This is a genomic window from Lysobacter capsici (assembly GCF_014779555.2).
GTDB lineage: Bacteria > Pseudomonadota > Gammaproteobacteria > Xanthomonadales > Xanthomonadaceae > Lysobacter > Lysobacter capsici.
This window is the reverse complement of the sequence record NZ_CP094357.1, coordinates 415,197-429,903: the sequence shown is the minus strand read 5'-3', so window position 1 is coordinate 429,903 and position 14,707 is coordinate 415,197. Positions and strand designations below refer to the sequence as shown.

Annotated in this window: 9 protein-coding genes; 3 read left to right on the top strand and 6 right to left on the bottom strand. The window is 67.8% G+C overall.

Features of this window, described 5'->3' with window-relative positions; translation table 11 throughout:
* Positions 1-116 precede the first annotated feature (116 nt).
* Entirely contained in the window at positions 117-1,124 is a 1,008-nt protein-coding gene (locus IEQ11_RS01720) for an alpha/beta fold hydrolase (RefSeq protein ID WP_191823606.1), read from the top strand.
* Between the two features lie 87 nt (positions 1,125-1,211).
* Here IEQ11_RS01720 and IEQ11_RS01715 read toward each other — a convergent pair whose 3' ends face one another.
* Both IEQ11_RS01715 and IEQ11_RS01710 read right to left on the bottom strand, forming a co-directional pair.
* Complete coding sequence (locus IEQ11_RS01715; RefSeq protein ID WP_096411904.1) at positions 1,212-2,285, bottom strand: NAD(P)H-dependent flavin oxidoreductase; 1,074 nt, start codon at positions 2,283-2,285, stop codon at positions 1,212-1,214.
* Positions 2,286-2,548: 263 nt separating this feature from the next.
* Positions 2,549-3,730: a putative peptide maturation dehydrogenase gene (locus tag IEQ11_RS01710; RefSeq protein WP_191823607.1), complete on the bottom strand. Its 1,182-nt coding sequence runs from the start codon at positions 3,728-3,730 to the stop codon at positions 2,549-2,551.
* 360 nt (positions 3,731-4,090) lie between these two features.
* Here IEQ11_RS01710 and IEQ11_RS01705 point away from each other — a divergent pair, with 360 nt between their 5' ends.
* Positions 4,091-4,411, top strand: coding sequence for an NHLP-related RiPP peptide (locus IEQ11_RS01705; RefSeq protein ID WP_036115012.1), 321 nt, complete (start codon positions 4,091-4,093; stop codon positions 4,409-4,411).
* Here IEQ11_RS01705 and IEQ11_RS01700 read toward each other — a convergent pair.
* Together IEQ11_RS01700 and IEQ11_RS01695 are read right to left on the bottom strand one after the other, a co-directional pair.
* Entirely contained in the window at positions 4,363-6,990 is a 2,628-nt protein-coding gene (locus IEQ11_RS01700; protein WP_191823608.1) for a putative peptide modification system cyclase, read from the bottom strand. The two genes, IEQ11_RS01705 and IEQ11_RS01700, sit on opposite strands and share 49 nt — an antisense overlap.
* Positions 6,991-7,013: 23 nt before the next feature.
* Positions 7,014-7,982, bottom strand: coding sequence for a GGDEF domain-containing protein (locus IEQ11_RS01695; protein WP_228465024.1), 969 nt, complete (start codon positions 7,980-7,982; stop codon positions 7,014-7,016).
* A gap of 395 nt (positions 7,983-8,377) precedes the next feature.
* On the opposite strand from IEQ11_RS01695, the gene IEQ11_RS01690 reads away from it, so the two are divergent.
* Positions 8,378-10,426: an alpha/beta fold hydrolase gene (locus tag IEQ11_RS01690; protein ID WP_191823609.1), complete on the top strand. Its 2,049-nt coding sequence runs from the start codon at positions 8,378-8,380 to the stop codon at positions 10,424-10,426.
* Between the two features lie 1,116 nt (positions 10,427-11,542).
* On the opposite strand, the gene aceA is transcribed toward IEQ11_RS01690, so the two are convergent.
* Both aceA and aceB read right to left on the bottom strand, forming a co-directional pair.
* The gene (gene aceA, locus IEQ11_RS01685) at positions 11,543-12,844 is read right to left on the bottom strand and encodes an isocitrate lyase (protein ID WP_036107713.1); all 1,302 of its coding nucleotides are present in this window, start codon (positions 12,842-12,844) and stop codon (positions 11,543-11,545) included.
* 160 nt (positions 12,845-13,004) lie between these two features.
* A complete protein-coding gene (gene aceB / locus IEQ11_RS01680; protein WP_191823708.1) occupies positions 13,005-14,642 on the bottom strand; it encodes a malate synthase A in 1,638 nt (545 codons plus the stop codon).
* Between the last annotated feature and the right edge of the window lie 65 nt (positions 14,643-14,707).

Genomic DNA, 14,707 nt, shown 5'->3' with positions numbered 1-14,707 from the left:
CTCGACGCGGCGGCAACGCGCGGCGATGGCGGCGTATTGCCGTCGCGTCGAGCCGATCGATCCCGACCGACCCGATTCCACGCCGGCGCAACCGCCGTTCTTTGGAGAATTCGCTCATGAACCGCAGACGTTTCCTGCAATTCGCCGGCGGCAGCCTGGCGACCGGCACCCTCGCCGCCTGTCTGGCGCGGCGTCCCGACCACGCTGCCGCGCCGGTCGTCAGCGGCGAGCTGGACGCATCGAGTTTCCACGCCAGTCGCCGCTACGCCAATCTGCGTTCGGGCGAGATCGCCTATGTCGAACGCGGCAGCGGCCCGGCCGCGTTGTTCCTGCACGGCTTCCCGCTCAACAGTTTCCAGTGGCGCGGCGCGCTGACCCGGTTGTCGCCGTACCGCCGCTGCATCGCCGCGGATTTCATGGGCATGGGTTACACCCGCGTCGCCGCCAATCAGGACGTCGGACCGAAGGCGCAGGTCGCGATGCTGATCGAATTGCTCGATCACCTGGGCGTCCACGACGTCGACGTGGTCGCCAACGACAGCGGCTGCACCGTCGCGCAACTGTTGCTGGTCAATCACCCGCAGCGCGTGCGCACCTTGTTGCTGACCAACGGCGACACCGAACACGACAGCCCGCCGCCCGCGTTGCAACCGGTGATCGACCTGGCGCGGCAAGGCCGTTTCGTCGACGAATGGCTGGCGCCGTGGTGGCAGGACCCGCAACTCGCGCGTTCGGCCGCGGGCATCGGCGGCATGTGCTTCGCCGACCCCACCCAGCCCACCGACGAGGCCATCGACACCTATTTCGGGCCGCTGCTGTCGAGCGCGCACCGCAAGGCGATGGCGCACGCCTATGCGGTCGGACTGGAACCGAACGTGCTGCTCGGCATCGAAGCCGAACTCAAGCGCAGCAAGACCCCGACCCGGATCGTGTGGGGCATGGCCGATACGATCTTTTCCAAGCAAAGCCCCGACTACTGGGCCAGCACCTTCGGCGGCTCGCGTGGCGTGCGCAAACTCGAAAGCAGCAAGCTGTTCTGGCCGGAAGAACGGCCGGACGTGATCGCCGAGGAAGCGCGGCGTCTTTGGAATGCGTGGGCGGCGCAGGCGGCCGATTGGCGCTGAGATTCGACGCGAGCGCGCTGAACCGCGTTCGCTCAACGCAGATCGACGCCGCGATGCCAATGCATCGCGGCGAACCGACGCAATCGATCAACTGGCGCGAGTACCGATCAAGGCCAACGCCTCGCGCGCCAATGCACGCGTCAACTCATAAGTCGACAGCTCGCGCCGATAGCGCGCCTGCCCCGACCACAGCGGCATGAAATCCGCCGCGCCCGCGGCTTCTGCTTTCGCGCGCAGCGGCGCGAGCGCGCCGCCGGCGAGCGGGAACGCGGGCGCGAGCGGCGACAGCGGTCCGGCTTCGCGCATCAGGCGGTTGACGATGCCGCGCGCGGGTCGGCCGGTGAAGACGTTGGTCAACGCGGTCTCGTCCTCGCGCGCATCGAACAAGGCGCGGCGATGCAGCGGCGAGATCTTCGCTTCCGGGCAAAACAGATACGCGGTGCCGATCTGCACCGCCGCCGCGCCGAGCGCGAACGCCGCGGCGATGCCGCGCGCGTCGCCGATCGCGCCGGCGGCGATCACCGGCACGTCGACCGCGTCGACGATCTGCGGCAGCAAGGCGAACAGGCCGACCTGGGTGGATACGTCATCGCTCAGGAACACGCCGCGGTGGCCGCCGGCTTCGGCGCCCTGGGCGATGATCGCGTCGCAACCGTGCTGTTCGAGCCAGCGCGCCTCGGCCACCGTGGTCGCCGACGAAATCACCCGCGCGCCGGTGGCGCGCACCCGCTGCAGCAGGTCGGCGTCGGGCAGGCCGAAATGGAAACTCACCACCCGCGGGCGCTGCTGTTCGACCAGCTCGCACCACTGCGCATCGAACGGCGCGCGGTTCGACGGCGACACCGGCATCGCCGGGTCGAGACCGAACTCGCGGTAATACGGCGCGAGCCGTTCGCGCCAGGCGGCGTCGCGCGCCGGATCGGGCGCGGGCGGGCGGTGGCAGAAGAAATTCAGATTGAGCGGCCGATCGGTGGCCTCTCGGATCAGACGGCATTGCTCATGCGCCTGCTCCAGGCTCAGCAGCGCGCACGGCAGCGATCCCAACGCGCCGGCGCGGGCCGCGCCGATCACCATCTCGGCCAAGGTCGGCCCCGCCATCGGCGCCTGCACGATCGGCAGTTCGATGCCGAACAATTCCTGGATACGACGATCGGGCCACATACGGGTCGACCTCTCTCGGTGGATGCGGTGAGGATGGCATTACCGTGGCGGCGGTGTCTTGCTCGGGGTTGGCATGCTGCGTTGCGGATGCGGGTTGGCTGAATTTCGCGAAGGCCTGGAGTGTTGTTGCAGCAGTGGGGAACAGAGCGCGGTGGGGCCTGCCTTGTCTCACTGTTGTTCGGGCGCTGGTGTCCGGATTTTTTCTATGACCTGGAGTGTTGTTGCAATGGAGAGCAACCGCGCGCGGTGGGATCGGCCTTGTCTCACTGTTTTTCGGGCGTTGGCGTCCAGACTTCTTCGTTTGGATCGAACTCCGTCGTTTCCATCCGCTGCGCGCGCCAACCGAAGCCGCACACCGCGAGCGGGCCTTCGACCAGCGGGTCCAGGCCGAAGCCGCGTTCGATATCGATCTCGTTGATCGCCGAGGTCACGAACGCGGCCAGGCCGAGTTCGGTCGCGCTCAGATACAGCGTCTGCGACAGATGGCCGCTGTCGAGCACCAGCGCGCGATACGCCTTCGGATGATTGCGGTACTTCCAGAAGCTGCGCGCATAGCGCGGCGCCAGCACCGCCAGCACCGGCGCGTTGGAGAACCAGTGCTGGCCGGCGAGCGCGCGGCGGGCGAAGGTCTCCAGCGGTTCGTCGGGCGCGGGCAAGGGCTGCAGCGCGTGATCGGCGGCGTGGTAGTGGTACAACCCCGGCGCGATGCCGTCGACGCGCTGCACGATCAGATAAGCCTCGGTCGGATGCAGGCCGCCGCCGGACGGCGTGTGTTTCTTCAGGAACACGGTGTCGTCGTCGATCCGCACCTGCGCCTGCGCGGCGAACACGCGTTGCAGCATGTGCGCGAACAATTCGAGCGGCAGCGAGCGCTCGCCGTCGAAATTGCGGCAGGTCGCGCGTCGCGCCAGCAGCGCGTCGAAGTCGTTGCCGTCGACGCGCGGCAGCGTCACTCGGGCCCGCGCGTCGCCGCGTTGCGGCGCATGCACCGGCGGCGGGCCGAGCTTGCGCCGCAGTTCGGCGGCGGTGGTCATTTCGTTGGCTTCCATGACGCTGACGCTGTCGAGCCCCTGCCAGCGCGCGAGCCGGTGCGCCATCGCCGCCGCCGGCCACCAGTGGCCGGCGCGCAGGGTCTCGTCGCGTTCGCGATGGCCGGCGTGGCGCGCGTCCTCGGCCACGATCAGGCCTTGTTCGAGCAGGCGTTGTAACGAAGCCGCGAAGCGCGGCTCGAGCGTCGCGCTGTCGATCCAGAAACCGGGGCTGAGCGCGCCGAGCAGTTCGCGCTCATCGCCGTCGACCTCGACCTCCGCCTCCAGATGCGCGGCCAGGGCCAGCCAGCGCAGCTCGCGGTGCAGGCCGGCGCCGCCGCTGAGCAGCGAATTGAGATCGAAGCCGATCTGTTCGCGCGGCTCGAAGAAGAGCACGGCGCAGCGGCGTATGCGCATGAAGCGGTCCTGTGTCGTAGGCGAAGCCGGAGGCGCGAGTCGGACCCGCCCGTTGCCGGCCGGGACAGGACGTTATCACGCGCTCCGGACCGTCGGCGCCGACGCCGCAGGTTCGCGCGACGCCGGCCACTCCATCGCCAGCGGTGCCTGCGGCGCAAGCTGAATTGGCATAACGAAACGGCTCACGCCACGCTGCGGTCACACCCGCGCGTTAGAAATCGCCGTCATCGGGCGCATGCAACGCGTGCGCGCAGGCATGGTTGACCTGTTCGCGCAGGTTGTCGCGTTGTCCCTACGGGGTTAGATTCGGCGCTCAGTACGCCCTTAACGGGCATCATTAGTGGGGGAAATGGGGAAACTATGGCTACCAGAAAACCACCCGGCGGCGAGCACACGCCGTTCGATCCGGCCGTCGCCGACAAGCTGCTGGAACTGCTCAGCACCGATAACGACTTCCGCGATCTGTTCGCGAAAGACCCGGTCGCGGCAGTGCGCAAGGCCGGTCACGACATTCCCGAGGACGCCTTGATGGCGTGCATGACCACGGTCCAGATCGCGCCCAAGGAAGAGATCGCCCAGGCCCGCGCCTTGATCAAGGACTTCCTGACCTCGGCCGCGGCCTACAACAACCCTCACTGCTTCGAAGCGGGCAGGATCCTCTCGACCCTCGAGAAGAAGTAAGCCGGCAACAACTTGGGAGGGCAGGCGGCCAAGAACGCCTGCGCCTCCTTGCGTGCTTCCTCGGTGCGGCCGAGCTGGTTCAGGAATTCGGCCGCGCGCAGTTGCGCCAGGCGCGAATCGGCGACGTTCAACGGCTGCAACGACTGCGCGCCGACCGGTTCGATATAGGCCAGGCCGCGATGGCTGGCCAACCAGCGCGCCTGGATCAGCGCCTGCTCGGGCTGGTCGGCGGCGGCATAGGCCTCCATCAGCGCGGCGCGGCTTTGATACAGCTCGTGCCCGGTCAACAGGGTGCGCAGGCGGCGGATCGCCGCTTCGGGCTTGCCGGACAAACGCTCCTGGCCGGCCAATACGATTTCGCGCAATTCCGACAGTTTCGGCGTCGCCCACAGCTGCGGGCGGTCCTTGAGCGCGTCGAGCACCGACTGGGCCAGGCTCGAATCGCCCTGACGCTGGACCAGATAGGCCGAGGCCAGGGCGAAGTACACGTAATCGACTTCGTCGTAGGCGGCATCGGCCGCGGCCGCGTCGAGCGCGCGCTTGGCCGACGCGCCCAGGCGCGCGCGCGCGCGCGCGCGGTCGCCGTTGAGCGAGGTCACGCTGCCGGCGGCGACGCCGAGCACGTGCTGCAGCAATTCGTTGCCTTCCACCGGCAGGCGCGCGGCCGCGTCGATGTAGCGTTCGGCCTCGGCCCAGCGGCCCTGATCGAGCAGCACCGAGGTCTTGTCCAGATCCTGCACCCGCGCATAGCCCTGCTTGCCGCCGTCGGACTTGCTCTCCAACCGGCGCATCGCGTCGGCGTAGCCGCCCTGCGCCGCCGAAACGTTGGCGCGGCGGCGCGCGGCGTCGGAAATATTGAGCTTGAGCGCCTGATCGAAGGCATTGCGCGCGGCGGCGAAATCCTCCTGGCCCAGTTCGCTGCGGCCGAGCTGGTCGTAGCCGTGGCCGCGCAGCGGGTTCTGCGGCAAGGTCGTGCGCTCGGCGTAGGCCTGCGCTTCCTTGTAGCGGTTTTCCTGCATCAGGTTGAAGGCGTAGTTGGCCGCGCCGGCGAAGTAATCCGGGTAAAGGTCGGCCAGCAGCTTCCACTTGCTCGCGGCCTGATGGCCGGTGACGAATTCGGCCGACCACGCGTCGAGGTACAGCGCGTCGCGCGGCGGCAGGCGGTCGCGGTGCTCGATCGCGCGGGCCAGGAACGGCTTGGCGTGGGTCGCGTTGACCGAGGCCACGCCGGTGCGCACGCTGCCCAGGTAGGCCAGGGCGAAGTTCGGATCCAGCGCGGTCGCGCGCTGGTAGAAGTTGGCCGCGTCGTCGTAGCGGCCGGCGCCGAAGGCCTTCTGGCCCAGCGCGTAGGAACGCAGCGCGTCGAGGTTCTTGGTCGCGACTTTCGGCAGCGGCTCGGAATCGCGTTCGATCGACTTCATCGCCTCGCCGAGCTTTTCGCGCAAGCCGGCGGTGACCGTGTCGATCGAACCCAGCGCCGAGTCGGCGCCGGCGCCGTCGGCCGATTGCGCATAGACCGTGGTCTGGGTATGCGGGTCGATGACTTCGGCGCTGATCCGCACCCGCCCGCCGACTTCGGCCACGGTCGGCAGGATCACCGCGCGCGCGCCGTCGCGCAGCGCGATCTCGGACGCGACCGCGCGGTCGAGCGTGGTGTCGGGCTTGCGCTGCATGCGTTCGAGGGTGTCGCGCGCCTTCAGGTCGGACAGCACGTTGACGTAGCGCGACTGCTCCAGGCTGATGCGGAAGGCCTGTTCGAGCGAATCGTCGAGCACGCTCTGGCCGGTGAGGTTGCGCAGGTCGCCGACCACCACCCAGTCGCGCTGGTTGAACGCGATCGCCGGCTGCGGCCGGGTCGCGAACCACACGCCGGTGCCGATCACCGCCAGCACCGCGATCTCGGCGGCAAGCGCGGCCGGACGCCGCCACAGCGGAATATCGCGCCAGGCCTTGGGGCCGTTCGGCGGCGCGCGCAGCGGGGCGATGCCGGGTTCGCCGACCTCGTAGATTTCCTGCGGCTCGGGCACGCCCTTGAAGCGCCAGCGCCCGTGCGATTTCCATAGCAGTTGCTGGCCGCGTTCGCCCAGTTCGCGCGCGGCGCGATGGGCCAGCGGTTCGGCCACCGCCGACAACAGGATCTGGCCCGGACGCGCGGTCGCCATCAGCCGGCCGGCCATCGGCTTGGCCAGGCCCTCGACTTCGACCGGCTTGGCCCCGACCTGCACCGCCTCGTCGCTGTTGCGCCAGGTCAGCACTTCGCCGACATGCAGGCCGGCGCGCGCCTTCAGCTCCAGCTTGCGCGCCGCGCCGAGCTCGCGCAGGCCGCGCGCGTAATCCAGGGCGAAGCCCAGGCCATCGATCGGCCGCTCGAACAACAGCAGCAAGCCGTCGGAGCGGTCGATCAGGCGGCCGCGCCAGCGTTGCTGCAAGGCCAGCACCAGACGGTCGTGAGCGCGAAACAACTCCGCCGCCGGACCGTCGCCCAGGCGTTCGACCAGGGTGGTCGAATCGCACAGGTCGGTCAGCAGCAAGGTACGCAGTTGCGGACCTTCGGCCAGAGGGCGGTGGGCATCGTTCATCGCGGCATCCTTGTCGGCGGAACTCACGCCGGCGTCAGTTCGGCGTCCTGCCAATGCACGCGATTGCCGCCCAGGCGCTTGGCCTGGTAAAGCGCGGTATCGGCGTGTGCGTACCAGTCGTTCCACTCGTGCTTGGCGCTGACCAGGCAGGCGCCGACGCTGACCGGACAGATGGTCGGCGGAGACTGCGGGATCAGCAGCAGGCCATGCACGGTGTGAACGATGAAGTCGGCGAAGCGCATCACGTCCTGGCGGGTGCGCGCGGCGACCAACAGACAGAATTCGTCGCCGCCCAGACGGCAGGCGATGTCCTCGGGCCCGGCCACCGAACGCAGGATGTTGGCCACGCTCTGCAGCACGCGGTCGCCGGCCAGATGGCCGTGATCGTCGTTGACCTGTTTGAAGCGGTCGCAATCGATCAGCACCAGGCCCATGGTCTCGGCCATGCCGGCCGCGCGCGCGTCCTGCAGGTGCAAGGTCAGGCCGCGGCGGTTGTACAGGCCGGTGAGGTCGTCGGTGCGGATGAGCTCTTCGGTCTGGTTGAGCTGATGGGTGGTCGCGTACAGGCTGTCGAGCGCGGCTTCCAGATCCTGGTTGCGCCGGCGCAGGCGCCGGATCAGGCTTTGTTCGTTGAGCACCACGCGCATGATCGCGCGGCGCAGGAAATACGAAACGAGCGAAGGGTCGCGATCGACCAACCGCTGAAACTCTTCGTGGCGCAGCTCGACCAGCAGGCCGTCGGTGGCCGCGATCGCATCCGCGCTGCGCGCGTGATCGCCGATCAGCAGGCCGAGTTCGCCGAAGAATTCGCGCACGCCCAGGCGCTTGGTGACCAGGTCGTCGCCGAAGTCCAGGGTGATCGCGCCGCGCGCGATCACGAACATGGTGGTGCCCAGTTCGCCGCGGCGGAACAGCACCTGGCCGGCTTCGATCCGACGCGGCCGACCGATCTCGGCGAACAGTTCGAATTCGCCCGGGGTAAGCACCGCCATCGCCACATCCGTCGGCGCCGCGGTCACAGTCGAATTGTCGGTCTCGCGGCCCAACGAGGGCGCCGCCGTGTCGCGATTCATCCCGATCTCCCCGCGCCCCACGTCCTGTGGAGCCTTACCGGCAGGATAGCACCTGGTCTGAACTGCTAACGCCGCAAGAAGGCCGAAACGGCCAGTCCTGGGGGCGATGCTACATGCCACGGCGCGCGATGACGATGCGCGTTTCGCCACTGCAACAGGACCGCCGGACCGCATCGCGCCACGCTGAATACGATGGCGGCATCGCCCCCGGCCGGCGGCGTCTACCGCCTCCGCCCCCGCGCTGTTCATACTCGGCTTCCGTCATCCGATCGTCCCGTACCGCCACGTCGTCCCGTCTTTCACCGGAGTCCGTCATGTCGCCACGATCCCTCGCGCCCCTCGCCGCCGCCGTGCTCGCCGGCCTGTGCAGCCCCGCCTTCGCCGTGCGTCCGTCGGTCGAAGGCGAACTGATCCCACGCTCGGCGCTGTTCGGCAACCCGGACCGGACCGGCGCGCAGATCAGCCCGGACGGCCGCTACCTGGGCTGGCTCGCGCCGCTCGACGGGGTGATGAACGTGTGGGTCGCGCCGATCGACCAGCCGGCCCAGGCGCGCGCGGTCACTGACGACAAGGCGCGTGGCATCCGCCAGTTCGTCTGGAGTTACCGCGACAGCACCCTGCTGTACCTGCGCGACAGCGGCGGCGACGAGAACTTCCATCTGTACGCGGTCGACCTGTCCAAGCCCGGCCCGGCGCGCGACCTGACCCCCTACCCCAAGACCCGCGCCGGCCTGGTGCGGCTGGCCCATCGCCATCGCGACAGCGTGCTGGTCGCGATGAACGATCGCGACGGCAAGTGGCACGACCTGTACCGGGTCGACCTGGGCAGCGGCGAACGCACCCTGGTGCATCGCAACGAGGAACGCATCGCCTCGTACTACGCCGACGGCGATCTGCGGGTCGGCCGGGTCAGCCGCGCGCGCGACGATGGCGGCATCGAACTGCTCGCGCCCGACGGCGACAAGGGCTGGAAGGTGGTCGACACGATCCCGTTCGAAGACACCCAGACCAGCGCGATCGAAGGCTACAGCGACGACGGCAAGACCCTGTACGCGACCGACTCGCGCGGCCGCGACACCTCGGCGCTGTACGCGATCGACCGCGACGGCCACAAGACCCTGTTGTCGGACGACCCGCGCGCCGATGTCGGCGAGCTGTTGAGCGACCCGGTCAGCGACGAACCGCAGGCGGTCTCGGTGAACTACCTGCGCCGGCAGTGGCGGCCGCTGGACCCGGCGGTCGCGGCCGAGCTCGCGCGGCTGGAATCGAAACTGGGCAAGGGCGAATACACCATCACCTCGCGCAGCCTCGACGACAAGACCTGGATCGTCGACTACAGCTCGGCCGAACAACCCTCGACCATCTACCGCTACGACAGCGGCGGCAGCGGCGCGCTGACCAAGCTGTTCGCCTCGCGCCCGGCCCTGGACGGCGCCGCGCTGGTGCCGATGTGGCCGCGGGAAATTCCCGCGCGCGACGGCAAGACCCTGGTCAGCTACCTGACCCTGCCGGCCGGCGCCGAACGCGACGGCAAGGTTCAGCGACCTGTGCCGCTGATCCTGACCGTGCACGGCGGGCCGTGGTCGCGCGACGTGTACGGCTACAACGCCACCGCGCAATGGCTGGCCAACCGCGGCTACGCCTCGCTCAAGGTCAACTACCGCGGCTCGACCGGCTTCGGCAAGAACTTCATCAACGCCGCCGACGGCGAGTGGGCCGGCAAGATGCACGACGACCTGATCGACGCGGTCGACTGGGCGGTCAAGCAAGGCATCACCACGCCCGACCAGGTCGCGATCATGGGCGGCAGCTACGGCGGTTACGCGACCCTGGTCGGCATGACCTTCACCCCGGACACCTTCAAGTGCGGCGTCGACATCGTCGGCCCGTCCAATCTGGAAACCCTGCTCAAGACGATCCCGCCGTACTGGGCCAGCATCTTCGAACAGTTCGCCCGCCGCATGGGCGACCCGCGCACGCCGGCCGGCCGCAAACTGCTGGCCGAGCGTTCGCCGATCACCCGGGTCGACAAGATCAGCAAGCCGTTGTTGATCGGCCAGGGCGCGAACGACCCGCGGGTGAACCAGGCCGAGAGCGATCAGATCGTCGAGGCGATGCGGGCCAAGAAGATCCCGGTGACGTACGTGTTGTTCCCCGACGAGGGCCATGGCTTCGCCCGGCCGGAGAACTCGATGGCGTTCAACGCGGTGGCCGAGGGGTTTTTGTCGCAGTGCCTGGGCGGGCGGGCGCAGGCGATCGGCGAGGATCTCAAGGGGTCCAGCATCACGGTGCCGGCGGGGGCGGATGGCGTGAAGGGGTTGGCAGATGCGTTGAAGGCGCATACGCAGGAAGTGAAGAAGTAGGGCTGGGGGTGCGGCGCGTGCGTGCGTGCGTGCGTGGATGAGCATGCATGCGGGCATGCTCAGATCCGCGTAGGCGCGTGGGTACTTCCGTGCTTTCGCACCTTCACGCTCTCGCGTCTCGGCATCTCCGCGTCTCCGCATCTCCGCGTCTCCGCGTCTTCGCGTCTTCGCGTCTTCGCATGAAGCCTAGCTCCTGTCGCGCCCCTCATTGCCCCCTTTGACAAAGGGGGCACGCGCCCCGCGAAACTCCGAAGTCGTTCCTGCGCTCCAGCGCGGGGGATTTGCTGTTGCTGTTGCCGCTTAGCTTTTGCATTGCCTTGGCCCGGCGCGGCTTGTAACTCACGATGCAATAGCAGGCCCGAAGGGCGGCACGCATGGATGCGTGCCGTAGGCCACCCAGGACATGGATGTCCTGTGTGGCCTACCCCTGCGTAGGCACCGCACTTGCGGGCTCTTGATTCGAAACAGGAACGCCTTTTTCTTTGGTTACTTTCTTTTGTGGCTTTGGACAAAAGAAAGTTACCCGCCGCTTTAGCGGCGGAAGCTTTTGATGTTGCTTCAAGCTCTGAAGCTCTAGAGCCTTTGAAGCCAAAGGCAAGATCAACAGCTTTCGTCCGCAAGCGGCCGAGTTACTTTCTTTTGTCAAAAGCGACAAAAGAAAGGTAACCAAAGAAAAACGCTTTTCTTTGAGTCAAGTGCCCGCAAGTGCGGAGCAGACGCAGGCATGCGCCACACGGGACATCCTGTCCCGGTGGCGCACGGCGCACATCCATGTGCGCCGCCCTTCGGGCGTCCTGTTGTTCTCGCGAGTTCCGAGCTTCGCAGCGCTGGATGAACTGCGCGGCTTCAGACCCAAGCCGAACCTGCATGGCCTACCTGTAGGAGCGGCGCAAGCCGCGACCGCGAAAATACAACTACGACGTAAGCCTCGACGCTGTCGAAATGGCGCGGTCGCGGCTTGCGCCGCTCCTACAGGGGGCGGTGTCGCCACGTCGTAACTCATGACTCAAGGTATCGATCGAAAATCACAGACCAGACAACCGCAAACCACACAAACAACGAAGGGCTCCTCCCGGAGCCCTTCGTCTTACCCAACCCGAAAACCGCGATCTCAGATCACGCCGCGGCCTTCTTCGAATCGTGGAACTGCTCCTCCTCCGTCGAACCCTTCAGCGCGACCGTGGACGACTGCCCGCCCTGGATCGTCTGCGTCACCGCATCGAAATACCCGGTGCCGACCTCGCGCTGATGCTTGACCGCGGTGAAGCCCTTCTCCGCCGCCGCGAACTCGGCCTCCTGCAACTCCACGAACGCGCTCATCTGACGGCGCGCGTAACCGTGGGCCAGATTGAACATGCCGTAGTTGAGGCTGTGGAAACCGGCCAGGGTGATGAACTGGAACTTGTAACCGTAGGTCGCGATTTCCTTCTGGAACTTGGCGATGGTCGCGTCGTCCAGGTTCTTCTTCCAGTTGAAGCTCGGCGAACAGTTGTAGGCCAGCAGCTTGCCCGGGAACTTGGCGTGGATCGCCTCGGCGAACTTGCGCGCGAATTCCAGGTCCGGCTTGCCGGTTTCGCACCACACCAGATCGGCGTACGGCGCGTAGGCCAGGCCGCGGCTGATCGCTTGGTCCAGGCCGTTGCGGGTCTTGTAGAAGCCTTCGTTGGTACGCTCGCCGGTGGTGAAGGGCTGATCGTTCGGGTCGATGTCGGCGGTCAGCAGGTCGGCGGCTTCGGCGTCGGTGCGCGCGACGATCAGGGTCGGCACGCCCATGACGTCGGCGGCCAGACGCGCGGCGACCAGCTTCTCGACCGCTTCGCGGGTCGGCACCAGCACCTTGCCGCCCATGTGGCCGCACTTCTTGACCGAGGCGAGCTGGTCTTCGAAATGCACGCCCGAGGCGCCGGCTTCGATCATGCCCTTCATCAGTTCGAAGGCGTTGAGCACGCCGCCGAAACCGGCTTCGGCGTCGGCCACGATCGGCTGCAGGAAGTCGATGTCGCCGGTGCCCTCGGCGCACTGGATCTGATCGGCGCGCAGCAGGGTGTTGTTGATGCGGCGCACGACCTGCGGCACCGAGTTGGCCGGATACAGCGACTGGTCGGGGTACATCTCGCCGGCGATGTTGGCGTCGGCGGCGACCTGCCAGCCCGACAGATAGATCGCCTTGAGGCCGGCCTTGACCTGCTGCATGGCCTGGTTGCCGGTCAGCGCGCCGAGCGCGTTGACGAAGTCTTCGCGGTGCAGCGAGGCCCACAGCTTGTTGGCGCCGAGCTTGGCGATGGTGTGTTCGACCGGCACCGTGCCGCGCAGGCGCACCACGTCTTCGGCCGAATACGGGCGGGTGATGCCGTCCCAGCGCGGGTTGCTGGCCCAATCCTGGCGGAGTTGATCGGCGGTCGGCAGCGTGTGGCTCATGACTTCGATTCCTTGCGTTTGGGTCGTTGTGACGTGGGATGTCGGGTAGCTGAGATGGATCGTTTGCGACTGTAGGAGCGGCGCGAGCCGCGACTGCGAAACCACGCTTGCAGCGCATGTGCGATGTCGCGGTCGCGGCTTGCGCCGCTCCTACAGGGGGTCAGTCGATGCGTTCGTAAGCGGGAGTGGTTAGGAACTCGGCCAGCGTCGGGGAATGGGTCAGCTCGTCGAGCATCGCGATGGCTTCATCGAGCTTTCCGCTGCCCGGCAACTTCGCATCGCCGGCGAGCTTGCTCGGCAGGCCGATCAGCGCGCGCTCGAGCAGGGCGAAATCGACCGGCGTGCCGTCGTCGAGGAACAGCGACGGCGCGTGCAGCCACTGCCACAGCTGGGTGCGCGCGATCTCGGCGGTGGCGGCGTCTTCCATCAGCCAGTGGATCGGCACGCAGCCGTTGCCTTCCAGCCACGCGGCGAGGTAACGCACGCAGACTTCGACATTGCCCTCGAAACCGGCGCGGGTGATGGTGCCGAACGAAGGCTTGATCAGATCGTCGCGGATGATCAGCACGTCCTCGCGCAGCACGTGCTGCTGGTGCGGGGTCGGCATGCGCTCGTCGAAGATGCGCATCGCCAGCGGGATCAGCGCCGGATGCGCGACCCAGGTGCCGTCGTGGCCGGCGGTGACTTCGCGCAGCTTGTCGGCGCGAACCTTGGCCAATGCGGCCTCGTTGGCGGCTTCGTCGCCGCTGATCGGGATCTGCGCGGCCATGCCGCCCATCGCGTGCGCGCCGCGCTTGTGGCAGGTCTGGATCAACAGTTCCGAATAGGCGCGCAGGAACGGCTGGGTCATCGTGACCTGACCGCGTTCGGGCAGCACCTTGTCGCGATGCGCGCGGAAGGTCTTGATGTACGAGAACACGTAGTCCCAGCGGCCGCAGTTGAGCCCGGCGATGCGGCTGCGCAGCGCGTGCAGGATTTCGTCCATCTCGAACACGGCCGGCAGGGTCTCGATCAGCACGGTGACCTTCATCTGCCCGGGCTCCAGGCCCAGTTCGGTCTCGACGTGCTCGAGCACCTCGTTCCACAGCGCCGCCTCTTCCATCGACTGCAGCTTGGGCAGGTAGAAGTACGGGCCGCGGTCCAGCGCGGCGAGCGCCTTGGCGTTGTGGAAGGCGAACAGGCCCAGGTCGAACAGGCTGGCGGAGATCGCCGCGCCGTCGACGCGCAGGTGCTTCTCGTCCAGGTGCCAGCCCCGCGGGCGCACCATCAGCACCGCCTGCTGCTCGAATGGCTTGAGCGCGTAATGCTTGCCGGTGTCGGGCGCGGTCCAGTCCAGGCGGCCGGCGACGGCGTCGCGCAGCGCGCGCTGGCCGGCGATCAGGTTGGCCCAGGTCGGCGCGGTGCTGTCCTCGAAGTCGGCCATGTACACCTTCGCGCCGGAGTTCAGCGCGTTGATGACCATCTTCGGGTCGGTCGGGCCGGTGATCTCGACCCGGCGGTCGAGCAGCGCGGCCGGCAGCGGCGCGACGCGCCAGGCGGAATTGCGGATCGCGGCGGTGTCGTCGCGGAAATCGGGCAGGCCGCCGGCGTCGAAGAACGCCTGACGCTCGCGGCGCGCGGCCAGCCGGGCCTGGCGGACGGGTTCGAAACGGCGATGCAGGCCAGCGAGGAAGCTCAGGGCGGCCGGGGTCAGCAACGGCTCCTGTCCGGCCAGGGTGGCCGTGAGCTCGATGCCGTCACCCGGCGGACGTTGCGGCTCGGGTTGCGGGTCCTGCCATTGCTTGATCACTGCCGACATGGGGCGACTCCTGTGGGGATGGGGCGGCTCGCTACGAGCGCGTCCCTTGCCCCAGACCATGCGGC

What these genes read in the sequence shown, in the direction of transcription:
- IEQ11_RS01720 (WP_191823606.1), top strand. Translation starts at nt 117, where the DNA reads ATGAACCGCAGACGTTTCCTGCAATTCGCCGGCGGCAGCCTGGCGACC.
- IEQ11_RS01715 (WP_096411904.1), bottom strand. Translation starts at nt 2,285, where the DNA reads ATGTGGCCCGATCGTCGTATCCAGGAATTGTTCGGCATCGAACTGCCG.
- IEQ11_RS01710 (WP_191823607.1), bottom strand. Translation starts at nt 3,730, where the DNA reads ATGCGCATACGCCGCTGCGCCGTGCTCTTCTTCGAGCCGCGCGAACAG.
- IEQ11_RS01705 (WP_036115012.1), top strand. Translation starts at nt 4,091, where the DNA reads ATGGCTACCAGAAAACCACCCGGCGGCGAGCACACGCCGTTCGATCCG.
- IEQ11_RS01700 (WP_191823608.1), bottom strand. Translation starts at nt 6,990, where the DNA reads ATGAACGATGCCCACCGCCCTCTGGCCGAAGGTCCGCAACTGCGTACC.
- IEQ11_RS01695 (WP_228465024.1), bottom strand. Translation starts at nt 7,982, where the DNA reads ATGGCGGTGCTTACCCCGGGCGAATTCGAACTGTTCGCCGAGATCGGT.
- IEQ11_RS01690 (WP_191823609.1), top strand. Translation starts at nt 8,378, where the DNA reads ATGTCGCCACGATCCCTCGCGCCCCTCGCCGCCGCCGTGCTCGCCGGC.
- aceA (WP_036107713.1), bottom strand. Translation starts at nt 12,844, where the DNA reads ATGAGCCACACGCTGCCGACCGCCGATCAACTCCGCCAGGATTGGGCC.
- aceB (WP_191823708.1), bottom strand. Translation starts at nt 14,642, where the DNA reads ATGTCGGCAGTGATCAAGCAATGGCAGGACCCGCAACCCGAGCCGCAA.